The sequence below is a fragment of the Modestobacter sp. SYSU DS0875 genome, from assembly GCF_054050915.1.
Map to the genome: position 1 here is coordinate 1 of NZ_JBJHAH010000038.1, position 26,943 is coordinate 26,943.

At 75.4% G+C, this 26,943-nt stretch carries 32 protein-coding genes and 1 pseudogene; 12 read left to right on the top strand and 21 right to left on the bottom strand.

Translation table 11 applies throughout. The features are described from left to right. Positions 1-197: 197 nt before the first annotated feature. Complete coding sequence (locus ACI79Y_RS17655) at positions 198-893, top strand: hypothetical protein (protein WP_457159743.1); 696 nt, start codon at positions 198-200, stop codon at positions 891-893. A gap of 95 nt (positions 894-988) precedes the next feature. Here the strand turns inward: ACI79Y_RS17655 and ACI79Y_RS17660 are convergent, their stop codons facing one another. From ACI79Y_RS17660 to ACI79Y_RS17670, 3 genes are all read right to left on the bottom strand, one after another. Continuing rightward, positions 989-1,942: an HpcH/HpaI aldolase/citrate lyase family protein gene (locus tag ACI79Y_RS17660; RefSeq protein ID WP_457159744.1), complete on the bottom strand. Its 954-nt coding sequence runs from the start codon at positions 1,940-1,942 to the stop codon at positions 989-991. A 112-nt stretch (positions 1,943-2,054) separates the two neighbouring features. Next, positions 2,055-2,981, bottom strand: coding sequence for a DMT family transporter (locus ACI79Y_RS17665; protein ID WP_457159745.1), 927 nt, complete (start codon positions 2,979-2,981; stop codon positions 2,055-2,057). Continuing rightward, positions 2,978-3,859, bottom strand: coding sequence for a PhzF family phenazine biosynthesis protein (locus ACI79Y_RS17670; RefSeq protein ID WP_457159746.1), 882 nt, complete (start codon positions 3,857-3,859; stop codon positions 2,978-2,980). Before ACI79Y_RS17670 ends, ACI79Y_RS17665 begins: the two co-directional genes overlap by 4 nt. A 24-nt stretch (positions 3,860-3,883) precedes the next feature. Between ACI79Y_RS17670 and ACI79Y_RS17675 the strand changes: the two genes are divergently transcribed. After that, the gene (locus ACI79Y_RS17675) at positions 3,884-5,122 is read left to right on the top strand and encodes a magnesium transporter MgtE N-terminal domain-containing protein (protein WP_457085188.1); all 1,239 of its coding nucleotides are present in this window, start codon (positions 3,884-3,886) and stop codon (positions 5,120-5,122) included. Next, the gene (locus ACI79Y_RS17680; protein WP_457159747.1) at positions 5,115-5,657 is read left to right on the top strand and encodes a DUF1003 domain-containing protein; all 543 of its coding nucleotides are present in this window, start codon (positions 5,115-5,117) and stop codon (positions 5,655-5,657) included. The genes ACI79Y_RS17675 and ACI79Y_RS17680 overlap by 8 nt, the downstream gene beginning before the upstream one ends. 2 nt (positions 5,658-5,659) lie before the next feature. Here the strand turns inward: ACI79Y_RS17680 and ACI79Y_RS17685 are convergent, their stop codons facing one another. Together ACI79Y_RS17685 and ACI79Y_RS17690 are read right to left on the bottom strand one after the other, a co-directional pair. Beyond that, positions 5,660-6,157, bottom strand: coding sequence for an AAA family ATPase (locus ACI79Y_RS17685; RefSeq protein WP_457159748.1), 498 nt, complete (start codon positions 6,155-6,157; stop codon positions 5,660-5,662). A 10-nt stretch (positions 6,158-6,167) separates the two neighbouring features. After that, positions 6,168-6,794 carry a DUF6518 family protein gene (locus ACI79Y_RS17690; protein ID WP_457159779.1) on the bottom strand — a complete coding sequence of 209 codons (627 nt, stop codon included), beginning with the start codon at positions 6,792-6,794 and terminating at the stop codon, positions 6,168-6,170. Positions 6,795-6,868: 74 nt separating this feature from the next. On the opposite strand from ACI79Y_RS17690, the gene ACI79Y_RS17695 reads away from it, so the two are divergent. Beyond that, on the top strand, positions 6,869-7,468 hold the full coding sequence (locus tag ACI79Y_RS17695) for a nucleotidyltransferase domain-containing protein (RefSeq protein WP_457159749.1): 600 nt from the start codon (positions 6,869-6,871) through the stop codon (positions 7,466-7,468). A gap of 9 nt (positions 7,469-7,477) precedes the next feature. On the opposite strand, the gene ACI79Y_RS17700 is transcribed toward ACI79Y_RS17695, so the two are convergent. Both ACI79Y_RS17700 and ACI79Y_RS17705 read right to left on the bottom strand, forming a co-directional pair. Then, complete coding sequence (locus ACI79Y_RS17700) at positions 7,478-7,795, bottom strand: AzlD domain-containing protein (RefSeq protein WP_457159750.1); 318 nt, start codon at positions 7,793-7,795, stop codon at positions 7,478-7,480. Next, positions 7,792-8,490, bottom strand: coding sequence for an AzlC family ABC transporter permease (locus ACI79Y_RS17705; protein ID WP_457159751.1), 699 nt, complete (start codon positions 8,488-8,490; stop codon positions 7,792-7,794). The genes ACI79Y_RS17700 and ACI79Y_RS17705 overlap by 4 nt, the downstream gene beginning before the upstream one ends. Before the next feature lie 159 nt (positions 8,491-8,649). On the opposite strand from ACI79Y_RS17705, the gene ACI79Y_RS17710 reads away from it, so the two are divergent. Beyond that, positions 8,650-9,810, top strand: coding sequence for an Mrp/NBP35 family ATP-binding protein (locus ACI79Y_RS17710; protein WP_457085182.1), 1,161 nt, complete (start codon positions 8,650-8,652; stop codon positions 9,808-9,810). 64 nt (positions 9,811-9,874) lie between these two features. On the opposite strand, the gene ACI79Y_RS17715 is transcribed toward ACI79Y_RS17710, so the two are convergent. The 6 genes from ACI79Y_RS17715 to sigE form a co-directional block, all read right to left on the bottom strand. Then, positions 9,875-10,108 carry a helix-turn-helix domain-containing protein gene (locus tag ACI79Y_RS17715; RefSeq protein WP_457077057.1) on the bottom strand — a complete coding sequence of 78 codons (234 nt, stop codon included), beginning with the start codon at positions 10,106-10,108 and terminating at the stop codon, positions 9,875-9,877. Beyond that, positions 10,105-10,776, bottom strand: coding sequence for a DUF2975 domain-containing protein (locus ACI79Y_RS17720; protein ID WP_457159752.1), 672 nt, complete (start codon positions 10,774-10,776; stop codon positions 10,105-10,107). The genes ACI79Y_RS17715 and ACI79Y_RS17720 overlap by 4 nt, the downstream gene beginning before the upstream one ends. Positions 10,777-10,839: 63 nt before the next feature. Further along, positions 10,840-11,235, bottom strand: a complete 396-nt coding sequence (locus ACI79Y_RS17725) for a twin-arginine translocase TatA/TatE family subunit (protein WP_457159753.1) — start codon at positions 11,233-11,235, stop codon at positions 10,840-10,842. A gap of 146 nt (positions 11,236-11,381) precedes the next feature. Then, a complete protein-coding gene (locus tag ACI79Y_RS17730; protein WP_457159754.1) occupies positions 11,382-12,845 on the bottom strand; it encodes a S1C family serine protease in 1,464 nt (487 codons plus the stop codon). Between the two features lie 137 nt (positions 12,846-12,982). Beyond that, positions 12,983-13,573 (bottom strand): anti-sigma factor family protein, encoded by a 591-nt coding sequence (locus ACI79Y_RS17735; protein ID WP_457159755.1) that lies wholly within the window; start codon positions 13,571-13,573, stop codon positions 12,983-12,985. Then, a complete protein-coding gene (gene sigE, locus ACI79Y_RS17740; RefSeq protein ID WP_457159756.1) occupies positions 13,570-14,169 on the bottom strand; it encodes an RNA polymerase sigma factor SigE in 600 nt (199 codons plus the stop codon). The genes ACI79Y_RS17735 and sigE overlap by 4 nt, the downstream gene beginning before the upstream one ends. Before the next feature lie 213 nt (positions 14,170-14,382). Between sigE and ACI79Y_RS17745 the strand changes: the two genes are divergently transcribed. Both ACI79Y_RS17745 and ACI79Y_RS17750 read left to right on the top strand, forming a co-directional pair. Next, entirely contained in the window at positions 14,383-15,060 is a 678-nt protein-coding gene (locus ACI79Y_RS17745) for an O-methyltransferase (protein ID WP_457159757.1), read from the top strand. A gap of 3 nt (positions 15,061-15,063) precedes the next feature. Next, positions 15,064-15,594, top strand: a complete 531-nt coding sequence (locus ACI79Y_RS17750) for a hypothetical protein (protein ID WP_457159758.1) — start codon at positions 15,064-15,066, stop codon at positions 15,592-15,594. Here ACI79Y_RS17750 and ACI79Y_RS17755 read toward each other — a convergent pair. The 3 genes from ACI79Y_RS17755 to glgC all read right to left on the bottom strand — a co-directional run bounded on the left by ACI79Y_RS17755 (position 15,578) and on the right by glgC (position 17,369). Beyond that, entirely contained in the window at positions 15,578-15,784 is a 207-nt protein-coding gene (locus ACI79Y_RS17755; protein ID WP_457159759.1) for a hypothetical protein, read from the bottom strand. The genes ACI79Y_RS17750 and ACI79Y_RS17755 overlap by 17 nt on opposite strands. Positions 15,785-15,801: 17 nt before the next feature. After that, on the bottom strand, positions 15,802-16,068 hold the full coding sequence (locus ACI79Y_RS17760) for a 2'-5' RNA ligase family protein (protein ID WP_457159760.1): 267 nt from the start codon (positions 16,066-16,068) through the stop codon (positions 15,802-15,804). 80 nt (positions 16,069-16,148) lie between these two features. Beyond that, positions 16,149-17,369, bottom strand: coding sequence for a glucose-1-phosphate adenylyltransferase (glgC, locus tag ACI79Y_RS17765; protein WP_457159761.1), 1,221 nt, complete (start codon positions 17,367-17,369; stop codon positions 16,149-16,151). 71 nt (positions 17,370-17,440) lie between these two features. Here glgC and glgA point away from each other — a divergent pair, with 71 nt between their 5' ends. Then, positions 17,441-18,613, top strand: a complete 1,173-nt coding sequence (glgA, locus tag ACI79Y_RS17770) for a glycogen synthase (protein WP_457159762.1) — start codon at positions 17,441-17,443, stop codon at positions 18,611-18,613. A 93-nt stretch (positions 18,614-18,706) separates the two neighbouring features. Here glgA and ACI79Y_RS17775 read toward each other — a convergent pair whose 3' ends face one another. Together ACI79Y_RS17775 and ACI79Y_RS17780 are read right to left on the bottom strand one after the other, a co-directional pair. After that, on the bottom strand, positions 18,707-19,672 hold the full coding sequence (locus ACI79Y_RS17775; RefSeq protein WP_457159763.1) for a GGDEF domain-containing protein: 966 nt from the start codon (positions 19,670-19,672) through the stop codon (positions 18,707-18,709). 82 nt (positions 19,673-19,754) lie between these two features. Beyond that, positions 19,755-20,942, bottom strand: coding sequence for a zinc-dependent alcohol dehydrogenase (locus ACI79Y_RS17780; protein WP_457159764.1), 1,188 nt, complete (start codon positions 20,940-20,942; stop codon positions 19,755-19,757). A gap of 161 nt (positions 20,943-21,103) precedes the next feature. On the opposite strand from ACI79Y_RS17780, the gene ACI79Y_RS17785 reads away from it, so the two are divergent. Then, positions 21,104-21,451 (top strand): hypothetical protein, encoded by a 348-nt coding sequence (locus ACI79Y_RS17785; RefSeq protein WP_457159765.1) that lies wholly within the window; start codon positions 21,104-21,106, stop codon positions 21,449-21,451. A 14-nt stretch (positions 21,452-21,465) separates the two neighbouring features. Here the strand turns inward: ACI79Y_RS17785 and ACI79Y_RS17790 are convergent, their stop codons facing one another. Continuing rightward, positions 21,466-22,371: a LysR family transcriptional regulator gene (locus ACI79Y_RS17790; RefSeq protein WP_457159766.1), complete on the bottom strand. Its 906-nt coding sequence runs from the start codon at positions 22,369-22,371 to the stop codon at positions 21,466-21,468. Positions 22,372-22,442: 71 nt separating this feature from the next. Here ACI79Y_RS17790 and ACI79Y_RS17795 point away from each other — a divergent pair. Next, positions 22,443-23,291: pseudogene (locus ACI79Y_RS17795) on the top strand (EamA family transporter); the annotation flags it as partial. Between the two features lie 50 nt (positions 23,292-23,341). On the opposite strand, the gene ACI79Y_RS17800 reads toward ACI79Y_RS17795, so the two are convergent. After that, entirely contained in the window at positions 23,342-23,761 is a 420-nt protein-coding gene (locus tag ACI79Y_RS17800) for a DUF350 domain-containing protein (protein ID WP_457159767.1), read from the bottom strand. A 98-nt stretch (positions 23,762-23,859) separates the two neighbouring features. Between ACI79Y_RS17800 and ACI79Y_RS17805 the strand changes: the two genes are divergently transcribed. Both ACI79Y_RS17805 and ACI79Y_RS17810 read left to right on the top strand, forming a co-directional pair. After that, positions 23,860-24,984 carry a spore photoproduct lyase family protein gene (locus tag ACI79Y_RS17805; protein ID WP_457159768.1) on the top strand — a complete coding sequence of 375 codons (1,125 nt, stop codon included), beginning with the start codon at positions 23,860-23,862 and terminating at the stop codon, positions 24,982-24,984. Beyond that, complete coding sequence (locus ACI79Y_RS17810) at positions 24,984-26,009, top strand: MsnO8 family LLM class oxidoreductase (protein ID WP_457159769.1); 1,026 nt, start codon at positions 24,984-24,986, stop codon at positions 26,007-26,009. The genes ACI79Y_RS17805 and ACI79Y_RS17810 overlap by 1 nt, the downstream gene beginning before the upstream one ends. Here the strand turns inward: ACI79Y_RS17810 and ACI79Y_RS17815 are convergent. Further along, positions 25,961-26,926 carry an App1 family protein gene (locus ACI79Y_RS17815; RefSeq protein ID WP_457159770.1) on the bottom strand — a complete coding sequence of 322 codons (966 nt, stop codon included), beginning with the start codon at positions 26,924-26,926 and terminating at the stop codon, positions 25,961-25,963. The two genes, ACI79Y_RS17810 and ACI79Y_RS17815, sit on opposite strands and share 49 nt — an antisense overlap. Between the last annotated feature and the right edge of the window lie 17 nt (positions 26,927-26,943).

The window sequence follows — 26,943 nt, forward strand, 5'->3', positions numbered from 1 at the left end:
CCCCCCCCCCCCCCCCCCCCCCCCCCCCCCCCCCCCCCCCCCCCCCCCCCCCCCCCCCCCCCCCCCCCCCCCCCCCCCCCCCCCCCCCCCCCCCCCCCCCCCCCCCCCCCCCCCCCCCCCACGACCGTGCCGGGGGCGGGTCGCCGGCGGCGGTCGAAGCCGGTCGGCGGGGGCAGGCAGGGGTTACCGTCGCAGCGGTGACCCTCCGCCGTGCCGTGATCGCCGCGCTGGCCACCGGCGCGCTCGCGCTGAGCGGGTGCAGCTCGGCGCCGGACGAGCCGGCCGATGCCGTGAGCCGGGGAACCGCCGAGCCGACCGCCGCGGGGAACGCGGCCGCTGCCGCCGCCGCGGCCGACCCGGCCGCGGCGCAGGACCCGGCCCAGGCCGCGGTCGCCGTCGCCCTCCGGGCCACCGACCTCCCCGCCGGCTGGACGGTGCAGGCCAACCCGCTGCCGGCCGGGGCAGACCTCGCGGAGAACCCGAGCCTGACCGGCATCTGCGGCCAGACCTTCGCCTCCGAGGCGCACCGGACGTCGAAACAGCCGGTGGTCGGGCTCGACGGGGCGGGCACGCCGCGGCTGTCCTCGGAGGCGATCGCCTACGCCTCGCCGGCCGCCGCCGGGGCCGCCGTGCAGGAGCTGGTGCAGGCCTTCAGCCGCTGCCCGGAGGAGCAGTACACCTTCGAGCCCGGCCCGAGCGCCGAGGGCCTGGCCCCCACCAGCGTCGTCTTCCAGTACCGGCTCCCCGACGGCACGACCCAGGTCGTCCTCGCGCAGGCCACCGGCCAGGTGCTGTCGGTGCTGATCGGTGAGGACCCGACGATCACCGCGGCGGCAGGTCGGGCGATCGCCGCGCGGATGGCCGCGCTGCCGGCCGGGGCGATCGGCGGCTGAGGCCCTCCGCCGACAGTCGTGGTCTGCCCACCCGGAGTGGGCAGACCACGACTGTCGGCGGAGAAGGGGTGCGGCCGGGGACAGCGTCCCCGGACTCAGCTGTCCGGCGGGGTGAAGGACGACGTCCGGGTGAGCCCCGCCGCGCGGCCCTTGCCGGCGATCACCAGCGCCATCTTCCGGCTGGCCTCGTCGATCATCTCCTCGCCGAGCATCGCCGAGCCCTTCGCGCCGCCGGCGGCGGAGGTGTGCCAGTCGTAGGCGTCGAGGATCAGCTCGGCGTGGTCGTAGTCCTCCTGCGAGGGGGCGTAGACCTCGTTGGCGGCCTCGATCTGGCCGGGGTGCAGCACCCACTTGCCGTCGAAGCCGAGCACCGCCGAGCGCCTGGCCACCTCGCGGAACCCGTCGACGTCGCGCACCTGCAGGAACGGCCCGTCGATGGCCTGCACCCCGGCGGCGCGCGCGGCCACCAGGATCGTCATCAGCACGGCGTGGAACGGGTCGCCCGGGTAGCCCGGGTGCAGCGCGCCGACCGCCAGGGTCTTCATGTTGAGGCTGGCCATCAGGTCGGCCGGGCCGAGGACGAGCGTCTCGATGCGGGGGCTGGCCGCAGCGATGTCGTCGACGGCGCGCAGGCCCCGCGCGTCCTCGATCTGCGCCTCGATGCCGATCCGCCCCACGGGCAGGCCGTTGGCCTTCTCGACCTGGGTGAGCAGCAGGTCCAGCGCCCGGACCTGCGCGGCGTCGACGACCTTGGGCAGCATCAGGCAGTCCAGGTTCGCCCCGGCGCCCTCGACCACCTCGATGACGTCGCGGTAGGTCCACTCCGTCGTCCAGTCGTTGACCCGGACGACGCGGGTCTTCTCGCCCCAGCCGCCCTCGTTCAGCGCGGCGACGACGTTCCTGCGGGCGCCGGGCTTGGCCAGCGGCGCGCAGGCGTCCTCCAGGTCCAGGAAGACCTGGTCGGCGGGCAGCCCCTTGGCCTTCTCCAGGAACCGGGGGTTGCTGCCGGGGACAGCCAGGTTGGAACGACGGGAGCGCAGCTCGGCCACGGCGCCTCCTTCCTGCCGACGACGATGTCGGGACCGGACAGTAGCGGCGGTGATGAGCCTGCGGCCGCCCGAGCCTGCGAGGGACGAGGAGGCCGGGGTCCTGCCACCTCTCTCAGGTGACCGGTTCGGTCACCGTCGCCGGGCGGCCGGCCCGCACCACCAGGGCGACCCCGACGACGACGGCGAGCATCCCCGGCAGCGCGAGCAGCGGCGGCGCCTGCTGCAGCAGCACCAGCGCGACCAGCAGCGCGCCGGGCACCTCCAGCAGGATCGCCAGGCCGACCACCGTCGGGCCGACCGTGGAGAGCACCCCGTTGAGGATCGTGTGCCCGAACAGCTGCGCGCAGACGGTGATCGCGACGATCAGCCACCAGTCGCGGGCGCTGAACCCCACCAACGGCACACCGGCGACCAGCGCGGCGACGGCGAGGGCCAGCGCGCAGGTGGAGTAGCAGGCGACGGCGTAGGCCGAGGTGGTCAACCGGGTCCGGGCCCGAGCGCCGGCGAGCATGTACCCGCCGGCGCAGATCGCGCCGAGCAGCGCCAGCCCGTCGCCGGCCAGCGCCGTCCAGGAGACGGTGACGTCGACCCCGGCGATCAGCGCCGCGCCGAACACCGCCAGGCCCAGCCCCCACCACACCTGCGGGGGCAGGTGGACGCCGGAGACCCGGGCGGCCAGCGCCGTCCAGATCGGCGTGGTGGTGACCAGCGCGGTCGAGGCGGCGACCGTGGTCATCGACAGGCTGGGCAGCCAGGCGGCAAAGTGTGCGGCGAGGAACAGCCCGGCGACCACCGAGCTGCCCAGCTGGCGCACCCCCAGCCCGGCCAGCGCCCCGCGGTCGCGCACGAGCAGCGGCACCAGCAGCACCGCGCCCGCGGCGTTGCGCCAGAACGCGATCGCCAGGAACGAGGTGGCCACCAGCGCGGTCAGCGGCCCGGAGAAGGAGATGCCGACCACCGCGACCGCCATCAGCGCGGCGTCCCGCCCGCCGGGCCGGGTGACCGCCCACGCCGGTACCGCCGGCGCGGCGGAGCTCATGCGGGGACCCGGATGGTGCCGGCCGCGACCGGGACGACGGCGCCGGAGACGGTGGCCGCGGTGGCCCGGCCACCGGCGGTGGTGACCGTGCACTCGAGCACCGACGGGCGGCCCAGCTGCTCGCCCTGGCGGATCGTGTACCGCGCCGTCCCCTCGGTCGGCACCAGCCCGGCGGCGGCGAGCCACACCCCGGCGCCGAGCGCGGCCGAGCCGGTGGCCGGGTCCTCGCCCCAGCGCAGGTCGCCGGCGAAGACCCGGGCGTAGGCGGTCGCGGAGCCGGCGTCCCAGCTGAGCACCGAGATGCCCTCGCCGACGCCCAGCCGGTCGAGCGCGCCCTGGTCGGGCCGGGCCCGGTCGACCGCGCCGGGCCGCACCGCCAGGTAGGTGAAGGGCAGCCCGCAGCCGGCGACGTGCGCGGGCAGGCCGGCGAGGTCGTCGGCGGTCAGCCCGAGCGCGACGGCGACCGCCGCCGGGTCCGGGGCGTCGGTGAGCGTGGGCTCGCCGCCGCCCAGGGTGGCGCCCTCCTCGTCGACCGTCAGGCCGAGCACGCCCACGGCGCACTCCTGCCGCAGCCGCCCGGCCGGGAGCCGGCCGGTGCGCACCAGCGTGTGCGCGGCGCCGACGCTGGGGTGCCCGGCGAAGGGGAGCTCGGCGAACGGGGTGAAGATCCGCACCCGGTAGTCGGCGCCCGACCCCGGCGTGGGGGCGCACAGGAACGACGTCTCCGACAGGTGGAACTCGAAGGCCAGCGCCTGGCACTGCTCGGTGGTCAGCGCGTCGGCGTCGAAGACGACGGCGAGCGGGTTGCCCGCGTAGGCGCGGGGGGCGAACACGTCGACCACCTCGTAGGCCAGCCGATCAGGTGCCGGGGTGCTCACCCGCGCGACGGTAGCCTCCCCCCCGTGACGACGGTGACGAGGGCGTACGTCTCCCGGATCGCCGGGTTGACCGTCTTCGACCCCAACGGCGACCGGGTCGGCAAGGTGCGCGACGTGCTGGTCGCGCTGCGGGTGGGCAGCGCCGCCCCGCGGGTGCTCGGGCTGATCGTCGAGGTCGTCGCCCGGCGCCGGATCTTCTGCCCGATGGGCCGGGTCACCGGGCTGGACGCCTCCTCGGTGACCCTCGCCTCCGGCACCGTCAACCTCAAGCGCTTCGAGCAGCGGGCCGGGGAGACCCTGGTGCTCGGCGAGCTGCTGGACCGGCGGGTCACGATCGACGAGTCCGGTCGCCCGGCGACCGTCGTCGACGCCGCGATCGAGCAGACCCGCACCGGCGACTGGGTGGTGTCCCGGCTGGCGGTGCAGGAGCCCGGCCGGCTGGGCCGCCGCGGTCAGCTGCAGCAACTCGCCTGGGACGAGGTCGGCGGGCTGTCGCTGCCGGAGACCGGGCAGAGCGCGGAGACCCTCATCGCCACCTACCGCGAGCTCAACGCCGCCGACGTCGCGCACGCGCTGCAGGACCTGCCGATCAAGCGGCGGCACGAGGTGGCCGAGGCGATGGACGACCAGCGGCTGGCCGACGTGCTCGGAGAGCTGCCCGAGTCCGAGCAGATCACCATCCTGGGCACCCTCCACGAGGGCCGGGCTGCCGACGTCCTGGAGGAGATGGACCCCGACGACGCCGCCGACCTGCTCGCCGAGCTCTCCAACGTCGACCGCGACCGGCTGCTGGAGCTGATGGCGCCCGACGAGGCCGAGCCGGTCCGGCAGCTGCTGAAGTATTCCGAGGACACCGCCGGCGGCATCATGACCAGCGAGCCGGTCATCCTCTCCCCCGACGCCACGGTCGCCGAGGCGCTCGCCCGGGTGCGGGTGCGGGAGCTCAGCCCGGCGCTGGCCAGCCAGGTCTACGTCTGCCGGCCGCCGTCGGCCACCCCCACCGGCCGGTACCTGGGCCTGGCGCACATCCAGCGGTTGCTGCGCGAACCACCGTCCTCGCTGGTCAGTGGCGTGCTCGACGACATGGACCCGCTGCGCCCGGAGGCGCCCCTGGCCGAGGTCACCCGGTACTTCGCCACCTACAACCTGGTGGCCGCACCGGTGGTCGACGCGCAGGGCCACCTGGTCGGTGCGGTCAGCGTCGACGACGTCCTGGACCACCTGCTGCCCGAGGACTGGCGCGAGCGGTCCCGTCGTGGCTGAGTCCGCCGACCGCCGGGCCGACCTGCGCCTGGACCAGCCGCGCGGCGCGCGCACCCTGGGCAGCTTCCTGCGGCTGGACCCCGATGCGGTCGGCAAGTTCGCCGAGGGCATCGCCCGGTTCCTGGGCACCGGCCGGTTCCTCGCCGTCCAGACGATCATCGTGATCGTCTGGATCGTGCTGAACGTGACCGCGGTGAGCCTGCGCTGGGACCCGTACCCGTTCATCCTGCTGAACCTGGCGTTCTCCACCCAGGCCGCCTACGCCGCGCCGCTGATCCTGCTGGCGCAGAACCGGCAGGCCGACCGTGACCGGGTGCAGGCCGAGGAGGACCGGGCGCGCGCCGTGCAGAACCGCGCCGACACCGAGTACCTGGCCCGTGAGCTGGCCTCGCTGCGGGTGTCGATCGGTGAGCTGGCCACCCGCGACTTCATCCGCGGCGAGCTGAACCGCCTGGTGCCCGACGAGGGCGACGACCGGGAGCGGAAGAAGAAGGACAAGAAGCGCCGCGAGGCGAACGCCGACCCGGTCGGCTGAGCTCAGCCCCGGACGGCGGCGAGCACGGTGGCGACCGGGTCGCCGCCGGCCGTGTCGACGACGGTGTGCCGCTCGTGCCACTGGTCGAGCCGCCGGGCCCGCACCTGCGCCCACGTCGGCACGGTGTGCCCGGGCAGGTCGGCGGTGCGCTCCTCGATCCGCCTGCGGTGCTCGACCCGGTCGGTGCAGATCAGCCGCAGCCAGCGCACGGGTGCGCCGTGCCGGGCGGCCAGCTCCCGGAACGGCCGGCGGGCTGCGGCGACGTCGAAGACCGCGTCGACGACGACGTCGGTGCCGGCGGTCAGGCAGGTGTCGGCGGCGGCCAGCGCCAGGGCGTAGCCGTGCGCGCTGACGTCGTCCGGCCCGGCGACCAGCTGCTGCCGGACCAGCGCCACCTCGAACGCGTCGATCCGCAGGTGCGCGGCGGGCAGGGCCGCCGCGACCGACCGGGCGACCGTCGTCTTGCCCACCCCGGGCAGGCCACCGACCACGACGAGCACGCCCGCCACCTCACACCACCCGGTGCAGCAGGTCGAGCACGTCGGTCGCCACGAGCAGCGCCGGCACCGCGAGCACGGCCGCCCACGCCCGCGTGCGGTGGCCGGCGGGGAGCACGGCCACCAGCACCAGGGCGGTGACCAGCTCCGCGGCCACCTGCACCGGCCGGCCGGGCAGCACGAGGTCCGGCTGCACCCAGGTCAGCCAGAGCTGGCGGGCCGCTCCGCTGCCGAGCACCAGCCCGGCGGGGACCCCGAGCAGCGCCCCCGGCAGCCAGCCGGACCGGCGGGTGGCCCAGCGCACCACGGCGCCGGTGGCGGGGACGGCGGTGGCCGAGAGCACGAGCCAGGCGATGAGCAGCCGCGGCGACCAGCCGAAGTCCAGCACCAGGGCCGCCCAGGCGTAGTAGGCGACGGTCATCGCGGCGAAGAAGACCCCGGCCCGGACGGCCGCGGCCCGCACCGAGGGCGCCAGCCAGCCGATCAGCGCCACCCCGAGCACCCAGGCCGCCGGGTAGGTGCCCAGGTCGGCGGCCCACCGCCAGCTCGACTCGTCGCCGGCCTTGGCCAGGACACCGGCCAGCAGCCCCAGCCCCGCGCAGCCCAGCAGCCGCGACGGCTCCGTGCGGGTCACCGTCATCGTCACCCCGCGATGGTGCCGGGGCGCGCCGCGGCCGGGCGACAGCCGCGCCGGGTGGGGGCCATGCTGACCCGGTGCGCCGCCACGACCCCGAGCGCGACCGCTGGGCACCCCTGACCGTCGCTGAGCTGACCGGTCTGCTCGCAGGCGCCGACGGCCGCTGGTGGCTGTCCGGAGGAGTGGCGCTCGACCTCTTCCTCGGTGAGGTCACCCGGGAGCACGGCGACATCGACGTCAGCGTCGCCCGTGTCGACTGGCCGGCGCTGGCCGCCCGGCTCGGCAGGCACCTGCAGCTCTGCCCGGTTCAGGACGGGCGGATCGACGAGGTCGGAGAGGTGCCCCTGGACGGGAGCATCCACTCGCTGTGGTGCCGTCGGGACGCGCGCGGTCCGTGGTTGCTGCAGGTCAACCTCGAGCCGGTCGATGCGGACACCTGGATCTACCGGCGTGACGACCGGGTACGGCTTCCGTTCGCCGACGCGACCTGGTTCGTGGACGGCCTCCGCTGCGTGCAGCCGCACGTCCAGCTGCTGTTCAAGGCAGCCCGCCCCGGCGGGAAGGACGAGGCCGACCGGTGCCGGGTGCTCCCCCGGCTGGCCCGGGAGCAGCGGACCTGGCTCGCCGACGCGATCGGAACTGCGCACCCGACATCCCCCTGGGCCACCACCGGGTGACGGTCCTCCTCACCCCGTGAGCACGTGCACCAGGGCTCCGGCGGCACCGGCGAGCACCAGGACCACGATGAACGGCGCCCGCAGGGCCAGCGCCAGTGCGGCCACGGCCAGCCCGACCAGCCGCCCGTCGAGCACCAGCGCCGAGCCCGACGTCGCCGCCTGCACCGCGACCAGCGCGGCGAGCAGCGCGGCCGGCACGAACTCGACGATCCGGGTCACCCAGGGGCGCTCCACCCAGGCCGCGGGCACCGACAGCCCGGCGAGCTTGAGCAGGTAACAGCCGACCGAGGCGACCAGCACGACCGTCCAGAGCGTTCCGCTGCTCACGCCGTCGCCTCGCGCGTCTGGCGCGGCCGGCCGACCAGCGCCACCGCGACCACCGCCAGCACCACCTGCGCACCCACGGGCACGACCGGGGTGAGCGCCAGGGCCACCACCGCCCCGGCCAGGGCGACCCGGCGCTGCACCCACGGCTCGCGTGCACTGCTCCGCAGCCGCGGCCACAGCAGCGCGAGGAAGGCGGCCGGGACGATCGAGTCCAGCGCCGCCTGCGCGGCGCCCCCCAGGGCGGCAGCACCCATCGAGCCGACCACCGTGGTCAGGTTCCAGCCGAAGTAGAGGGTGGCCCCGGTGGTCCAGAAGGCCAGCCGGCCCAGCTCCCGGTCGGGGGCGGCGACCGCCATCGCCGTCGTCTCGTCGATCACCCAGTGCGCCGCGCCGGCCCGCCGCCACAACCCACGGGGCGCGAGCAGCGGCGCCAGCCGCACGCCGTAGACGGTGTTGCGGGTGCCGAGCAGCAGGGCGCTGCCGACGGCGGCGAACGCTCCCCCGCCGGCGCCCACGACGCCGACGAGCGCGAACTGCGAGGCACCGGTGAACATCAGCGCGGACATGGTCAGCGCCTGCCAGGTGTCCAGCCCCGCGCCGGCCGCCGCGGCGCCGAACGCCACTCCGTAGAGCCCGACGGCGGCGCCCAGCCCGACGGCGTCCCGCAGGGTCGCGGACCGGGCGGAGCGGGGCACGCAGCGCACCCTAGTGACCGCCGGGGGGTTCCCCGGGTCACACCTCCGCCGCCCGGGTGGCCTTCCGAGCCGCCGTACAGTGGAGACCGCCCGCGCGTGGGTTCCCGCAGGTCGGGGCCCGGCACCCGTGGGCTCCCCGTCGAAGGAGACTCACCCCGCATGTCCGACACGCTGACCGGCTCGCCGGCGCTCGACGCCGTGAACGCGGCCCTCGCGACCGTCCAGGACCCGGAGATCAACCGTCCGCTGCCCGAGCTCGGCATGGTCAAGGACGTGCAGATCGGCGTCGGGGGCGACCCGGGCGCGGTGCGCGTCGAGGTCTACCTGACCGTGGCCGGCTGCCCGATGCGCGAGACCATCACCAGCCGGGTCACCCAGGCCGTCGGCGCCGTCCCCGGCGTCACCGCCGTCCAGGTCGGCCTGGACGTGATGAGCGACGAGCAGCGCGCCGAGCTGCGCAAGACCGTGCGCGGCACCGACGCCGCCGACCCGGTCATCCCCTTCGCCCAGCCCGGCTCGCTGACCCGCGTCTACGCGGTCGCCTCCGGCAAGGGCGGGGTGGGCAAGTCCAGCGTCACGGTCAACCTGGCCGCCGCGATGGCGAAGAAGGGCCTGTCGGTCGGCGTCGTCGACGCCGACATCTACGGCCACTCGGTGCCGCGCATGCTGGGCGTCGACGACAAGCCCACCCAGGTCGACAACATGATCATGCCGCCGCAGGCGCTGGGCGTGAAGGTCATCTCGATCGGCATGTTCACCCCGGGCAACACCCCCGTGGTGTGGCGCGGCCCGATGCTGCACCGCGCGCTGCAGCAGTTCCTCGCCGACGTGTGGTGGGGCGACCTCGACGTCCTGCTGCTCGACCTGCCGCCCGGCACCGGTGACGTCGCGATCTCCATCGCCCAGCTGCTGCCCAACGCCGAGATCCTCGTGGTGACCACGCCGCAGCAGGCCGCCGCCGAGGTGGCCGAGCGCGCCGGTGCGATCGCCACGCAGACCCACCAGCAGGTGGTCGGCGTCATCGAGAACATGTCCTGGCTGGAGCTGCCCGACGGCTCCCGCATGGAGGTGTTCGGCTCCGGGGGTGGCGAGGCGGTCTCCGACGCGCTCACCAAGACCCTCGGTGCGCGGGTGCCGCTGCTGGGTCAGGTGCCGCTGGACACCCGGCTGCGCGAGGCCGGCGACGCCGGTGCCCCGATCGTGCTGGCCGAGCCCGACGCCCCCGCGGCGCAGGCGCTGACCGCGATCGCCGACGGGCTCACCGCCCGTTCCCGCGGCCTGTCGGGGATGTCACTGGGGCTCACCCCCGTCAACCGCTGACCCGAGCGACCGCACCGACATCGAGAGGCCCGGTCCCCCCGCGGGGGGACCGGGCCTCTCGCATTCAGCGAACGGGTGCAACGCCGAGGACGTCGCCGGGCTGACAGTCCAGCGCATCGCAGATGGCGGTGAGCGTGGAGAAGCGGATCGCCCGGGCGCGGTCGTTCTTCAGCACCGACAGGTTCACCACCGTCACCCCCACCCGCTCCGCCAGCTCGGTGAGGGTGAGCCCACGATCGGCGAGCAGCTCGTCGAGGTGGCAGACCACCCGGTGCCCGTCGGCGTCGACCGGGCTCACACCAACCCCGCGACGTCCCGGTCCAGCCGCTCCCCCTGCCGGAACGCCTCGGCCAGGACCAGCAGCAGCAGGGCGACCAGCAGTGGGCCGAACGAGAACTCCAGCCCGAGGACGAACGGTGACCCGGGGTCGGTGAGCCCCAGCCGGTCGAGGACGAGGAGCGCGCCGACCTGCGGGAGCAGCGGCCCGACGTACCCCGCCACCGGCACGACCACCGCCAGGGCGCCGAGCCGCCGGGCGTTCCCCGTGCCGAACGGGCGCCCGGACGCCACCGACGCGAGCAACGGTCGCAGCAGCCAGGCGACCACGCCGATCCCCAGCCCGGTGACGGCGGCGTCCCCGCGGGACAGCAGCTGCTCGGGGACCGTGGAGTCCCAGGCGGCGAGCTGCAGCTGGTCGCCGGTGTTGAGCACGGAGACCTGCGCGGTGTCGGGCAGGCCGCCCATCGGCAGCGGGAGACGCCCGTCAGGGGACGTGGGACCGGCGTCCTCGAGCTGCACCGGCACCCGGACGGTCGCCGGCGCCTGCGTCGCGCCGTTGATCGCGTAGACCGGCCCGGCCACCGCGGCGACGATCCCGACGACCGCCAGCACGGTGCTCAGGAACCCGATCAGACGCGGCCCCGCATAGGCGGTCCGTTCCGCCACGGCGTCCCCGGTTATCGACATTCGATGTGTCTGCGCGTGCAGTGTGCCCATCGAGGGTCGATGTGTCCAGGCCCGCGGGTGGCGTCAGGTGGCGTCGGAGTCGAACGGCGGCGGGACGGAGGAGTCCCGGCTGCGGCCGGCCTGCGAGGGGCGGGCGGCGCCGGCCGCCGCGGCGGCGGCCAGCCCGGTGCTGCCGGTTGGGCTCCCCCGCTGCGCGACGGGCTCGTCGTCGTCGGCGAGCAGTTGCTGCCGGATGAACGTCTTGGGGTGGTACTGGCGCAGGTCGATGTCGCGCAGGGAGTCGAAGTCGTCGCCCAGGCTGTCGTGCAGCTGGCCGCGCATCCCGGTGAGCGCCGAACGGGCCTTCTTCAGCCCGCTGGCCGCGTCCTTGGCCAGCCCGGGCAGCCGGTCGGGGCCGAAGATGAACAGTGCGGCCAGCGCCAGGACGATGATCTCGCCCCAGCCGATCGAGTCGAACACCGTTCCTCCTCGCTGACCGACCGCGCGCCGCGGCCGTGTCCAGCGTAGGTGCGCCAGCTGTCAGCCAGTCGAGCGCCGCCTGAACGATCGGTGTCCGGCCCCCTCGCAGGGGCCCGCCGCGAGTTCCCGAGTGGCGGGGGCCTTCGTCAGGCCGCGGCGAGTGTGGCCTGCAGCTCCCGCGAGCTGCCGCCGCGGACCACCTCGACGGTGACCGTGTCGCCGGGCTCGTGGGCGTCGACGGCGACGACGAGCTCCTCGGAGCTGCCCACCGGCTCGCCGTCCACGGCGATGACGACGTCCTGCTCCTCGATGCCTGCCTCGGCGGCGGGACCGCCCGGCTCGACGTTCACCACGAGCGCACCGTCGCGGGTGCCGTCGGTGACCGATCGGGCGTTCACCCCGAGCGTGGCGTGCACCGCCGACCCGGTGCTGATCAGCTGCTCGGCGATGTCGCGCACGGTGTCCATCGGGATGGCGAAGCCCAGGCCGATCGACCCGCCGGTGGTGCCGTTGCCCCCGACGGAGGCGATCGCGGTGTTGATGCCGATCACCGCGCCGCTGGCGTCGACCAGCGCGCCGCCGGAGTTGCCCGGGTTGATCGGGGCGTCGGTCTGCACGGCGCTGATGACCGCGTTGGTGTCGCTGCCCTCACCGGACAGCCGGACCGGACGGTCCAGCGCGCTGACGATGCCGCTGGTCACCGTGCCGGCCAGTCCCAGCGGGGAGCCGATCGCGACCACCGCGTCGCCGACGACGACCTCGTCGGAGCTGCCCAGCGCCGCGGCGACCAGGCCGGGCTTCTCCACCTTGAGGACGGCGAGGTCGCTGGCCGGGTCGCGGCCGACGATCCGGGCCGGTGACCCGCTGCCGTCGCTGAACACCGCGCGGATCTCCGCGTCGTCGACGTCGGCGGCGCCGGAGACCACGTGGTTGTTGGTGACGATGTAGCCCTCGTCGGCGTCGACGACCACGCCGGAGCCGGTGGCCCCCGCGTTGGCCAGCCGGACCTCGACCGACACCACCGCCGGGATCACCCGGGCGGCGATGTCGGAGATCGACCCGGGCTCCCGGCTGACGCCGGGTGAGACCTGGGAGAGCTGGGTGTCCGGGGACAGCAGCGGCTGCTCGTCGACGCTCCGGCCCAGCCACCAGGCGGTGGTACCGCCGACCATGCCGACCAGGAGCAGGCCGAGCAGCGCCAGCACGGTGAGCCGCACCGACAGGTCACGCAGCCGCACCTTGCGCCGGCCCTGGGCGTCGACCACCAGCGGGCCGGGCTGGTCGACCTCGGCGGGGTAGACGGCGGGGGCACCGAGGCCGGCTGGGGCGTGCGGGTCGCGCCACGGATCGCTCTCCGCGTCCCGCTTCCAGAACGGGCCGGCCGCGGTGCGGCGGGGACCGGGTCGGCCGCCGGGCGGCTCACCGAGCCCACGGTCGCCACCGCGCGGCGCGAAGGCCCGCAGCACGGCCTCCGGCGGCGGGGGCGGGGCCGGGGGTGGCGGGGCCTGCGGGCGGTCACCGGCGAACGAGCCGGTCACCTCGACCGGCCGACCGAAAGCGGCCTGCTGCGCCGGGGGCGGCGGTGGGGCGCCGGTCGGGGTGGGGGCCAACCGGGGGTGGTCGTCGGCGAACGCCCCGGCGGTGCCCTCCGGGCGCGCGTAGGCGGCGCGCTCCTCGGACCGGTCGGCGGCGGGGACGTGCGGCGCACCGCCGGCACCGGGCCGGTCGGGACCGCCGGAGCTCTCGGTCAGGGCGTCCCGCCGGGAGGCAGCGAGGCGGCCGAGCCGACGGTGAGGGTGCGGACGACGGGCGGGACGACGTCGGTGCGCTCGGTGGGCACCACGTCGCGGACCTCCCCGGCGAGCGACCCCGGCGGGGGCACCTGGCGGGGCGGGTCGTCGGCGGCGGGCAGCCCCGCGGCGAGCACCGCGACGCCGACGCCGAGCCCGGCCAGCGCGCCGGTCATGCCGCGGCGCAGCCACCGGGCCGACCCGGAGCGGTCCGGCGGGCTGCTCGGGGTCAGCGGGATCGCCCAGGAGCCGCCCGCCCCGGTGGCGGTCAGCCCTCCGCCGCCCGCACTCAGACCACCGCCGCCGAGACCGCTCACCTCGGCGGTGAACGGGATGGCGTTCAGCCGGGAGAGCAGGTCACCGGGGACGGCCACGTCCTGGTCGCGCTGGAGGGCGGTCTTCGCCTCGCGCTGCGCGGACACCGCCATCCGGCACTGCACGCAGCCGGTCAGGTGCCGGGCGGCGCGGCCGGCGGCCCCACCGGACAGCTCGCCGTCCACGAGGGCGGCGATCGCCTCCTGGGCGAGGTGGCTCTCGGGGATGCTCATGAGATCCCCTCGGCGGGCACCGGACGGTTCGGGGCGAGGTGGGCGAGCGCCTCGCGCAGCTGCACGCGGCCGCGGTGGATGCGGGAGCGCACGGTGCCGAGCTTGATGCCCAGCGTCGCCGCGATCTCCTCGTAGGTCAGGCCCTCGATGTCGCACAGGACGACGGCCACGCGGAACTCCGGCGACAGCGCGTCCAGCGCCGCCTGGATCTGCGGGTCGAGGTGGGTGTCGGCGTAGACCTGCTCGGGGGAGGGCGCCGAACCCGGCAGCCGCTCGGTGTCCTCGGGCAGCGCGTCGAAGCGGATCCGCTGCCGGCGCCGCACCATGTCCAGGAACAGGTTGGTGGTGATCCGGTGCAGCCAGCCCTCGAAGGTGCCCGGGGAGAAGTCCGCCAGCGAGCGGAACACCCGGACGAAGGTCTCCTGGGTGAGGTCCTCGGCGTCCTGCTGGTTGCCCGAGAGGCGGTAGGCCAGCCGGTAGACGCGGGCCGAGTGGTCCCGGACGACCTGCTCCCAGGTCGGCGCCACCCAGCCGTCGACGGCGGGGACACCGCCCTCGGGCAGGGGGCCGCCGCTGGCGGCGTCCGGTGCGGTCACGCCCTCAGGATCGCAGACGGCGGGCACCGACACCTCCCCAGCGGGGGTGGGCCGGTCGGGGGCGGCGGACGGGCGGGCGGTACGCGAGAGACGCACGACCGGATCAACGGCCGAACCGCACGGCGGTGTTCCCGGACGGCCGGACCCACAGGCAGCTGACAGGTTGCGCCCCCGGCCAGGCGCGGTCGCGCCTCCCGCCTCTACCCTCGAGCGGTGACCAGCGTCGGCGGACCGCCCTCTCCCGGAGCGTCCCCGACCAGCCCCGCGGACTACGCCGACGGCTACGCAGCCGAGACCCCCGCCGTGGCCACCGCCCGGCACCGGGCGATGACGTCCGCGCTCGCGTTCGGCACCGCCGTGCCGGTCGAGCCCGCGGTCGGCGCCACGCTGGCCGTGCTCGCGGCCGGGATCGACGCCCGGTCGGTGGTGCTGCTGGGCAGCGGCGGTGGCGTGGCCGGGCTCTGGCTGCTGCAGGGCATGCGCCGCGACGGCGTCCTCACCGCGCTGGACGCCGACCCCGCCGAGGTCCGCGCCGCGCGGCGGGCCTACACCGACGCCGGGGTGCCGCCGGGGCGCACCCGGCTGATCTTCGGCACGCCGGGCGAGGTGCTCCCCCGGCTGTCCCCCGGCGCCTACGACCTGGTGGTCTGCACCGGCCCCCCGCTGGAGTGGTCCGGCCAGCTGCCCGGGCTCGTCGGGCTGCTGCACCGCGGGAGCTCGCTGGTCTGCCACGGGCTGCTCGCCGACGGCCGGATCGCCGACCGGGCCGCCCGCGACGAGCAGACCGTCGCCTGGCGGGAGGTGGCCCGCACCGTCCGCGAGGACGAGACGCTCACCAGCGCCGTCCTCCCCGTCGGCGCCGGCCTGCTGATCGCCACCAAGCGCGACTGAGCCGTGGCCGACCTCCTGGTGGTCACCGGGCCGCCGGGATCCGGGAAGTCGACGGTCGCCCCGCTGGTGGCCGCGGCGTTCGAGACCGCCGCCCTGGTGCCGGGCGACTCCTTCTTCGCCTTCTGGAGCCGTGGGTTCGTCGATCCGTGGTTGCCGGAGGCGCGCGCCCAGAACGAGCTGGTGCTGCGTGCCGCTGGCGCCGCGGTCGGCACCCTCGTCGCGGGGGGCTGCCCGGTGGTCTACGACGGCGTCCTCGGCCCGTGGCTGCTGCCGGCGTTCGCCGACGCGGCGGGCCTGCCGCAGCTGCACTACGCCGTGCTCCTGCCGTCCCTGGCCACCTGCCTGGCCCGGGTGGCCGGCCGCGCCGGCCACGGCTTCACCGATCCCGGGGCGGCCGCGCACATGCACGCCGAGTTCACGCGGGCGGACATCGCCACCCGGCACGTGCTGGCGTCGTCCAGCGACGACCCCCAGCAGCTGGCCCGCCTCCTGCTGGACCGGTACCGCGACGGCGCACTCAGCCACCGGCCCTGAAGGGGAACGCGGAGTCCGGTTCCCAGGGGCCGCCGCGGTGGTGCCACAGGCCCAGGCCGCGGGCGCGGACCGCCTCGGGCGCGAACGCCGCCGCCAGTTGCGCGTGCAGTGCGCGGGCGATCGACGGCTCGACCTCGTCCTGCACGGTGACGTGCGCCTCCAGCGGCTGCCGCTCCTGCCGGGTGAGCACCTCGTCGAACGCCGCGGTCAGCCGGCCGTGAGGGCGGCCAGCTCCGAGGCCGCCAGGTCGTAGGCGACGCCGCGGCCGAGCATCCGCACCCCGGCGACCCGGACGTCGGAGGCCGGGCGCGCAGCCGCGTCGGCCAGCTCCCGGCGCACCTCGGCGAGCCGCTCGCCCGGCAGCGCGTGGACCAGCGTCACGTGCGCGCCGAGGTCGTTGCGGTGGGCCGGGGAGTGCGCCGCCCGCAACCGGTCGAAGCGCCGCTGCGCGCCGTCGTCCAGCAGCAGGGTCACGTTCGAGGGTGACGTGCTGGAACGGCCCCGTGCAGGGTCCCGGCGTGAGCGGAGCGAGGGTCCGGGGGCGCGGGGGTCGTTCAACCGATGGCGCGGGCGCCCTTGCCCAGCACGGTGATCCCGCCGGCGCTCACGTGGTAGCGCTCGCGGTCACGGTCCAGGTCGACGCCGATCCGCGCCCCGGGCGGGACGACGACGTTCTTGTCCAGGATCGCCCGGCGCACCACGGCGCCCTCGCCGATGTGCACGCCGTCCATCAGCACGCTGCCCTCGACGCGCGAGCCGCGCTCGAGCCGCACGCCCGGGGAGACCACCGAGCCGTGCACCGAGCCGCCGTCGATGATCACCCCGGCACTGACCATCGACTCCTCCGCGCGGCCGCCGAGCACGAACTTCGCCGGCGGCAGCATCGGCGGGAGGGTGTAGATCGGCCAGCGCTCGTTGTAGAGGTTGAAGATCGGGCTGACCGACACCAGGTCCATGTGCGAGTCGTAGTAGGCGTCCAGCGTCCCCACGTCGCGCCAGTAGCCGTGGTCGCGCTCGGTCTCCCCGGGCACGACGTTGCTGCTGAAGTCGTACACGTAGGCGTCCCCGGCGTCGGCCATCATCGGCATTATCGACCCGCCCATGTCGTGCACCGAGTTCTCGTCGGCGGCATCGACCCGCAGCGCCTCGAGCAGCGCGTCGGTGGTGAACACGTAGTTGCCCATCGAGGCGAAGGTCTCCTCCGGGCTGCCGGGCATCCCGGGCGGGTCGGCCGGCTTCTCCAGGAACTGGCGCACCTTGCCGTTCTCGTCGGCGTCGATGACACCGAAGGCGGTCGCCTCCTGGCGGGGCACCCGCAGGCCCGCGACGGTCACGCCGGCGCCGGTGGCCAGGTGCTGGTCGATCATCTGCGCCGGGTCCATCCGGTACACGTGGTCGGCACCGAAGACGACGACGATCTCGGGCCGGTCGTCGTAGATCAGGTTGAGGCTCTGGTAGATCGCGTCGGCGCTGCCGGTGTACCAGCGCGGGCCCAGCCGCTGCTGCGCCGGCACCGGGGTGATGTAGCTGCCCAGCAGCGTCGACATCCGCCACACCGTGGTGATGTGCCGGTCCAGCGAGTGGCTCTTGTACTGGGTGAGCACCGCGATCCGCCGGATGTCGGCGTTCACCAGGTTGGACAGCACGAAGTCGATGAGCCGGTAGTTGCCCCCGAAGGGCACCGCAGGCTTCGCCCGGTCCTGGGTCAGCGGGGCGAGCCGCTTCCCCTCACCACCTGCCAGCACGATGCCGAGAACCCGAGGACCGCCACGCATGGACGGACCGTAACGGCTCCTCCGGGAGTTCGCCCCATCTGCGGGGTCGCTCACCACCTAGGGTGAGCTGCGTGCGCGTCGGAGTGATCACCCGGGAATGGCCGCCGGACGTCTACGGAGGGGCCGGGGTGCACGTCGAGCACCTCGTCGCCGCGCTCCGCGGGCTCGAGCAGGGACCGGAACTCGACGTCCACTGCTTCGGTGGCCCGCGCGCGGACGCCACCGGCCACGGGGTGCCGGCCGGCCTGACGTCGGCCAACGGCGCGCTGCAGGCCGTCGGCACCGACGTGGAGATCGCCGCCGCGCTCGCCGACGCCGAACTGGTGCACTCGCACACCTGGTACGCCAACCACGCCGGGCACCTGGCGCAGCTGGTGCACGGCAGCGCCCACGTGGTCACGGCCCACTCGCTGGAGCCGCGGCGGCCGTGGAAGGCCGACCAGCTCGGCGGGGGCTACCGGCTGTCCTCCTGGGTGGAGCGCACCGCCTACGACTCCGCCGACGCGGTCATCGCGGTCAGCCGAGGCATGCGGGCCGACGTGCTCGACGTCTACCCCGACCTCGACCCGGCGAAGGTCGTCGTCGTGGGCAACGGGGTCGACGCACAGGCCTACCGGCCGGTCGTGGCGCCCGACGTCGTCCGCTCGCTCGGGGTCGACCCGGACCGGCCGTACGCGCTGTTCGTCGGCCGGATCACCCGGCAGAAGGGGCTGATGCACCTGCTGGCCGCGGCCGAGCAGCTGCCGCCCGAGGCCGGGCTGGTGCTCTGCGCCGGCGCGCCGGACACCCCGGCCGAACGGCAGCAGGTCGCCGATGCCGTCGCCGAGCTGCAGCGACGACGCAGCGGCGTGGTGTGGATCGAGCAGATGGTGCCGCGCGAGCAGCTGGTGCCGCTGATCACCGGGGCGACGGTCTTCGTCGTCCCCTCGGTCTACGAGCCGCTGGGCATCGTGAACCTGGAGGCCGCCGCCTGCGGCACCGCGGTCGTGGCCAGCGCCGTCGGCGGCATCCCGGAAGTGGTCGACGACGGCCGCACCGGGCTGCTGGTGCCCTACGACGCCGAGCGCCCGGCCGAGTTCGCCGCCGGGCTGGCGGCGCGGATGGCCGAGCTGCTGGCCGCCCCCGACCGCGCGGCGGCGATGGGCGCCGCCGGCCGGGAACGGGTGCTCGCCGAGTTCGGCTGGCCGGCGATCGCCGCGCAGACCCTCGCGGTCTACGAGGACGTGCTCCGCGCCCGCGGCTGAGCCACGGGGGTCCTGGCTCACCGTGCGTGCTCCTGGCTCAGCTCCTGACGTGAGCCAGGAGCACGCACGATCAGGCCTCCTGATCCCGGGGCGTCAGCGGTCGAGCTCGCTGCGGCCGCGGCCGGCCTCCTTGGCCCGGTAGAGCGCGGCGTCCGCGCGGCGCATCACGTGCGACGCCTGCTCCCCGGCCCGGTGCTCGGCGACGCCGACCGACAGCGGGACGCGGGTGCTCTCCGCCCGGAGCCGCTCCACGAACCGCAACGCCGCCGGGCCGGTGCACGCGGGCAGCAGCAGGGCGAACTCGTCGCCACCGTGCCGGGCCAGCACGGCGCCCCGCGGCAGCAGCGGCACCCAGCTGTCGGCCACGGTGCACAGCAGCTCGTCGCCGGCGGCGTGGCCCTGCTCGTCGTTGACGGTCTTGAAGTCGTCGAGGTCGGCCAGCGCCACGGAGAACTCCTCCCCCGACCGGACGGCGACCCGCAGCGCCTCGTCCAGCGCGTCGTCGAACCCGCGGCGGTTGGCCAGCCCGGTGAGCGCGTCGACGCTGGCCCACGAGGCCTGCCGCACCAGCACGGCCACCACCAGGGCGATGGTCGCCGTCTCCAGCGCGACCGCGACCACCGACCCCGGCGGCAGCCCGCGGGCGGAGAGGACGACGGCGCAGGCGGTCATCGCGAGGAGCAGGTAGGCCAGCGCCACCAACGGGGCGAACAGGAAGAAGGCGGCGACCGCGACGAAGGAGTAGATCCCGGCCAGCGCCATCGCGGCGTTGGTGCCCGGCGCGACGGCGACCACGGCGGTGATCAGCGCGGTGCCCACCAGGACGGCGACGGGGAGCGCCGGGCGCGGCAGCGACCGGCCCCACCGGATCAGCGCCACACCGGCGAGCACCGCCCCCGGCCCGATCGCGGTCATCACCGGGGACGCCGACCGGTCCGCACCTCCGGGCAGCACGACAACCGCCAGCACGACCAGGCCACCGAGCGCGTAGAGCAGCCCGATGACGGGGCCGGCCAGCCGGGCGGTCGCCACCTCCGGCGCACCCCGCCTCCACCTCATGCAGCCTCTTCGGTCGCCGGATCGGGACACCCGAGCATCCCCCCGCACCACCCCACCCGCACAGGTGACCCGCCCAGCGGCGTCAGAGTTCCGGCTTGAGCTGCACCTTGACGAAGCCGTCGGCCTTCTCCTGGAACGCCCGGTAGGCCTCGGGGGCCTGCGACAGCGGCAGCCGGTGGGTGGCGAAGGTGTCCACGCCGAGCGGGTCGGCGTCGGTGAGCAACGGCATGATCTCCGGGATCCAGCGCTTCACGTTGCACTGGCCCATGTGCAGGGCGATCTGCTTGTCGAACAGCGTGATCATCGGCATCGGGTCGGCCGCGCCGCCGTACACACCGGACAACGAGATGGTGCCGCCGCGGCGCACGATGTCGATCGCGGAGTACAGCGCGTTCAGCCGGTCGACGCCGGCCGTCTTCTGGACGGGGGCGGCCACCGCGTCGGGGAGCAGCCCGGCCGCCTTCTGCACGAACCCGGTGGCCGGCGAACCGTGCGCCTCCATGCCGACCGCGTCGAGCACCGAGTCCGGCCCGCGCCCGCCGGTCATGTCGCGGATGGCGTCGCCGAGGTCGTCCTCGTGCTCGCGGAGGTCGACCACCTCGATCCCCCGGGCCGCGACCCGGGCCAGCCGCTCGGGCACCAGGTCCACGCCGATGACCCGGTACCCCTTGTGCTGGGCGATCCGGCAGGCGAAGTCCCCGACCGGCCCGAGCCCCAGGACGACGAGCGTGCCTCCCTCGGGCACCTGGGCGTAGGCGACGCCCTGCCAGGCGGTGGGCAGGATGTCGGAGAGGTAGGCGAACCGGTCGTCGGGCGGGCCCTCGGGCAGCTTGACGTGGGTGAACTGCGCCTGCGGGATGCGCAGGTACTCCGCCTGCCCACCCGGCACCTGGCCGTAGAGCTTGGAGAAGCCGAACAGCGCCGCCCCCATGCCCTGGTCGCGCACCTGGGTGGTCTCGCACTGGGTGTAGAGGCCCTGGTCGCACATCCAGCAGTGCCCGCAGGAGATCTGGAACGGGACGGAGACCCGGTCGCCCACCTTCAGGTCGCCGACCTCCGAGCCCACCTCCACGACCTGGCCCATCGCCTCGTGGCCGAGCACGTCGCCGGCGCCCATGAACGGGCCGAGCGGGTCGTACAGGTGCAGGTCCGAGCCGCAGATGTTGGTCGTGGTGACCCGGATGACCGCGTCGGTGGGCTGCTGGACGAAGGGGTCGTCCACGGTGTCCACCCGGACGTCGTGCTTGCCGTGCCAGGTCACTGCCTTCATGGGGCTCCGATCGTCGCGCAACGCAGGGCTGCGTCGCCGGACGAGCTGTGCCCCTGCCTGACCTGCACAAACAGTGCTCGATCCCACGCCCACGCCGTCCCCGGTGATCCACGTGCGCCGCGGAGGGCCACGGGACGCCGGCACCTGGCAGCATGCCGCCCGTGCCGCAGACCCCGACCAGGTTCCTGCAGTCCCCGATCGTCCACCGCGGGGTGCCGCTGCTGCTGGCGGTGGCCTCCGGCGCCGCGGCGGTCGCCTCCGCGGTGGCCGGGAACGCGGTGTGGGCGGTCGTCTTCGCCCTGCTCGCCGCGCACTGGCTGTGGTGGTTCCGCCGCAGCCACGCCGCCCCCAGCCCGGTGCCCGGTCACGTCGACGAGGCGTGGGCACGTCGGGTGATCGCCGAGGCGGGCGCGCCCGAGGGGGTCGGCGCGGTCCTGGCGCTGCGCCGGGCCGAGCCGGCGCTGTCGCTGGTGCACGCCAAGCAGCTGGCCGACCGGGTCGCCGGCTGACCGACCCGGCCGGCTCAGCCCGCGCCGCGGTCGATCTCCGCGGCGACGGCGCGCAGCACCTCGAGCACCCGGGCCACCACCCGCCGCTCGGCCCGGTCGGGACGGAGCAGCGCCTCGACCCGCCGTCCGGCCGGCACGCCGGTCAGCGGGAGCAACCGCAGGCCCGGCACCGGTGAGGTGGTGTGCCGGGGCAGCAGCGAGATGCCGTGCCCGGCGGCCACCATCGCCGAGGCCACCGCGAAGTCGTTGATCCGGTGCGCGATGTGCGGCGCGGCTCCCGACCGGGCGGCCACCGCCGCCATCACCGGCGCCACCGGGAAGCCCTCGCGCACGGTGATCCACGCCTCACCCGCCAGCTCCTCCGGGGCGACAGCGGGCCGGTCGGCCAGCCGGTGGTCGGCGCCGACCGCGACGTCCAGCGGCTCACGGAACAGCGGCACGACCCGCACGCCGCTGGCCCAGTCCGCGGCGCCGTCGGGCCGGTGCGCGACCACCACGTCGAAGCGGTCGGCGAGGTCGGGGAAGTCGGCGAGCGCCACGTCCTCGTCGGCGCACTCGAGGGTGATCCCGTCGAGCGCGGCCACCGCTCCCAGCAGCCGCGGGAAGAGGAGCTGGGCGCCGCTCTGGAACGCCGAGACCCGCACCGTCCCGACCGGCCGCTCGGCGAAGGCCTGGCAGGCCGCGCGGGCCCGCTCGACCGCCTCGGCGACATCGACCGCGGCGTCGGCCAGCGCTGCTCCGGCCGGGGTGAGCCGCAGCCCGCGGCCCACCCGCTCGGTGAGCGGCACACCCAGCTCCGCGGTGAGCGAGGCCAGCTGCTGGGACACCGCCGACGGCGTCAGGTGCAGCACCGCGGCGGCCGCGGTGACCCCGCCCCGGCTGCGGACGGCGCGCAACGTCTCCAGCGACCGCAGGTCCATGCAGGGATCCTGAACGGACCGTCAACCTCTCTTCACTGGAGTTGCACGAGCTGACGCGGCACGCTCGACCCGTGCCCCTCCGCGACCGCCTGCTGGCCTGCCTCGTCGCCGTGCTGTGGGGCGTGAACTTCACGGCCATCCACCTGTCGCTGGCGCAGTTCCCGCCCTTCACCCTGGTCGCGCTCCGGTTCGCCGTCCTCGCCGTCCCGACCCTGCTGTTCGTGCCCCGGCCCGACGTCCCGCTGCGCTGGCTGATCGGGTACGGCACCGGCTTCGGCGTCCTGCAGTTCCTCTTCCTGTACCTGGCGATGGACACCGGGATGCCCACCGGGCTGGCCTCGCTGGTGCTGCAGTCCTCGGCCCCGTTCACCGTGCTGCTGGCCGGCGTGCTGCTGCGCGAGCGGCTCACCGCCCGCCAGCTCACCGGCGTCGGCGTCGCCGTGGCCGGCCTCGGCGGGATCGCCCTCTACCGGGCCGAGATCGGCGGGGCGGCGCTGGCGCTGCCGGTCGTGCTCACCCTGTGCGGTGGGCTGGGCTGGGCGCTGGGCAACCTGTGCACCCGGCAGGCCCGGGCGTCCGAGCCGCTGAAGCTGACCCTCTGGATGAGCGTGGTGCCCCCGCTCCCCATGCTGGCGGTCTCGCTCGTGGCCGAGGGGCCGGCGGCGATCACCCGGTCGTTCACCACGCTGGGCACCACCCAGGGGCTGCTCGCCCTCGCCGGTCTGCTCTACACCGTCGTGGTCGCCACGCTGCTCGGCTCCGGGATCTGGACGGCGCTGATGGCCCGGCACCCCTCGAGCACGGTCGCGCCGTTCTCGATGCTGGTGCCGGTGGTCGGCATCGGCGTCTCCTGGCTGGCGCTGGGCGACACCACCTCAGCCGTGGAGCTCGGCTGCGGCGCCGTCGTGGTCGCCGGGGTGCTGCTGGCGACGACGAGCGGCCGCCGGCCGGCGCAGGGCCGGAGCGACGCTCAGGGCCAGATCGACGCGACGATGATCGCCGAGACGGCGAGCGTCGAGCCGGCCGAGACCAGGCTGGCGGGGTGGAAGGCCACCCCGGTCAGGTGGTGGCCCAACCGGCCGGGGGTGACCACGTCCAGCAGCAGGAAGGCCAGCACCTGCAGCAGCACGCCGAGCAGCCCGAACACCACGGTGTAGGCCAGCGCCCGGCCGAACCCGCTGGTCGCGTTGGTCCAGATCGTGGTGAACGCGATCGCCCCCTGCCCGAGGAAGCCGGCCGCCAGGGCGATCCCGGCGTTGACCGAGCGCTCCTCGTAGATGTGCTTGGCCAGCCGGCCGGGGGTCAACAGGTCGAGGGCGAGCGCGCCGACGAACAGCAGCGCGATGCCGACGGCGGTGTAGGCGACGGCGTAACCGATGCTGGCCAGCACGGGGACCTCCAGGTCTGGGGGCAGGGCGGGGAGGAGCCTAGGGGGTCCGCCACACCAGGCCCCGGAATGGCGCCCGGGACCACCGCGCTGCACCCGTCGTGACGGATGCGCTGACGCTCTTCGACCTGGGCTCTCCGGGGGTCCTCCCCGAGGAGACGCCGGTCGAGAACCGGCTCCTGCAGGTGCGCACCGTCTACGCCGAGCCCGCGGCCGCCGCCTCCCCGCGCGGCCGCCAGGTGCTCGCCCGGTTCCCCGGCGCCGAGGTGGTCGAGGTGGCCTCGCACTGGCAGCTGCCCGAGCTGCACGGCAACGCCGGCAACGTCGACCGCTGGGTGCGGGTGAAGTCCGAGACGCTGGTCCTCGGGGTGAAGAAGACGCTGACCACCCGCCCGAACGGGCGCTCGGCGGACTTCATCGCGCCCTCGACCGCGAACGGCTGCGCGATGGCCTGCGCCTACTGCTACGTGCCCCGCCGCAAGGGCTACGCCAACCCGATCACCGTGTTCACCAACATCGACCAGATCACCGCCTCGGTGCGCCGGCACGTGGCCCGCCAGGGCCCGAAGACCGAGCCGAACCAGTGCGATCGGGACAGCTGGGTCTACGACATCGGCGAGAACGGCGACTGCTCGGTCGACGCGGTCGTCAGCGACAACGTCGCCGACCTGGTCGCCACCTTCCGCGAGCTGCCGACGGCGAAGGCCTCCTTCGCCACCAAGTACGTCAACCGCGACCTGCTCGACCTGGACCCGGCCGGCCGCACCCGCGTCCGCTTCTCGGTCATGCCCGACGCCGACTCCCGGCTGCTCGACGTGCGCACCAGCCGGGTCGCCGAACGGATCGCCGCCGTCGACGACTTCGTCGCGGCCGGCTACGAGGTGCACCTCAACCTCTCCCCCGTCGTGCTGCGCGAGGGTTGGGAAGCCGACTGGACGGCGCTGCTGCAGCAGCTGGACGACGGGCTCTCGCCCGCCGCGAAGGCCCAGGCCGCCGCCGAGATGATCATGCTGACCCACAACGAGGGCCTGCACGAGGTGAACCTCGGCTGGCACCCGCGCGCCGAGGAGCTGCTCTGGCGGCCGGAGCTGCAGGAACCCAAGGTCAGCCAGAACGGCCAGCGCAACGTCCGCTACCGCGCCGGCGTGAAGCGGGCCGGCGTCACCCGGCTCCAGCAGCTGATCGGCGCGCACGCGCCCTGGCTGCGCGTCCGGTACGCGTTCTGATGCGGCTGTCGCTGCTGGACCGGTCCCGGACCCGTGCCGGCGAGCCGGACGCCGCCGGGGTGACCGGCACCGTCGAGCGGGCGGTCGCCGCCGAACGGCTGGGCTACGACCGGTTCTTCGTGGCCGAGCACCACGGCGTGCCCGGGGTGGCCAGTGCCGCACCGGCCGTCCTGCTCGCCGCGATCGCCGGCCGGACGAGGACGCTGCGGATCGGCTCGGCCGGGGTGATGCTCCCCCACCACCAGCCGCTGGTCGTGGCCGAGCAGTTCACGATGCTGTCGGCGCTGGCACCGGGCCGGGTCGACCTCGGGCTCGGCCGCTCCCCCGGCTTCACCCCGCCGGTGCGCCGGGCGCTGCGCTCGGCGGCCGAGGACGACTTCGCCGCCGACCTCGCCGAGCTGCGTGGCTTCCTCACCGGGACGGCGGAGGTGACCGTGCACCCCCGCCCGGCGGCCGCGGTGCCGATGACCGTGCTGGCCACCGGCCGCGGCCTGCAGGTGGCCGCCACGCTCGGCCTGCCGGTGATCGTCGGCGGGCCGCTGCTGGGCGTGGCCGGCGACCCGGCGCCCGGGCTGGCCGCGCTCGCCGCCTACCGGCGCAGCTACCGGCCGAGCGAGCAGGCGCCCGAGCCGCGGGTGGCGATCAGCCTCGACGTCGTCGTCGCCGACACGGCGACCGAGGCGCAGGACCTGCTGCTGCCCGAGGCCTGGGCCATGGCGCAGGCCCGCACCACCGGCGCCTTCCCACCACTGGAGCCGGTGGCCGCGATCCGGGCGCAGGACTGGACGGCGCGGCAGCGGCAGTACGTCGAGCAGACGACCGCCGGTGCGATCGCCGGCACCGCCGAGCAGGTCGCCGAGCGGCTGACCGCACTGGTCGAGCGCACCGGCGCGGCGGAAGTGGTGGCTTCCAGCAGCACGTTCGACCGCGATGCACTGGCCGTCTCCGACGCGGCGCTGGCGGAGCTCTTCGGCCGTCAGGCCGCCGGCAGAGCGGCGGCGAGCGCATCGCCGTCCGGGGCGTAGACCACCGGCACCTGCCCGACCCGCTCGACCCTGGTGTCCTCGCGCTCGACGTCACGCAGCAGGATCCGCCGCACCTGCTCGGGCTGCTCGGTCGCGAACTCGGTGTACAACGCCGGGTCGTGCTCCCCGGTGTCCCCGACGAGCGACCAGGCCACGCCGGGGATGTCGCCGGCCAGCCGGCGCAGCTGGCCCCGCTTGTGCGCCTGCCCGTCGCGGAACCAGCGGTCCGGCCGCGGCCCCCAGTCGGTGAGCAGCAGGGCGCCGGGCGGCAGGCCGGCGCGCTCGATGAACCGGGTGAGCGGGCCGGCCAGGTTCCACGGCCCGTTGCTCAGGTAGACGACCGGGACGTGCGGGTCGCCCGCGGTCAGCTCCCGCAGCAGCCGCGCCATCCCCGGCACCGCCCGGCGCCCGCTCATCGGCTTGACGAACGTGCGCCACGCAGCCCGCAACGGCGTCGAGATGCCGGTCACCAGCACGGTGTCGTCGATGTCGCACACCACGCCCCGGGCGGCCGACGGGGAGGCCAGGTGCACCACCGAACGCGACTCCCGCCCACCGGCGCGCAGCAGCACGGGGACCGAGCCCGCGTCGGGCAGCGGGAGGTCGAGGGTGACGTCGAGCAGCCCGTCGTCGTCGCTGCGGACCACGTGCCGCTGCCCGGCGAGCTCCACGGTGACCTCGGTGCGCGGGCTCTCCAGGGTGAGGAAGCGCTGCCAGCCGGGCACCGCGCGGCGGTCCTCCGGATGTGCGCCGGCCGGGGCGAGCAGCACCCGGCCGAGCACCCGCGCCCGCCCGTCGCTGCCGTAGCCGGGGTGGGCGAGGACGGCGGGGGTCCAGCCTGCCCGGCGGGCCCACCGGGAGAGCAGGGCGCGCAGGGCGGCGTCGGCACGGCGAGCGAGCGCAGGCAGGGAGACCACCCGGGCAGCCTGCCAGC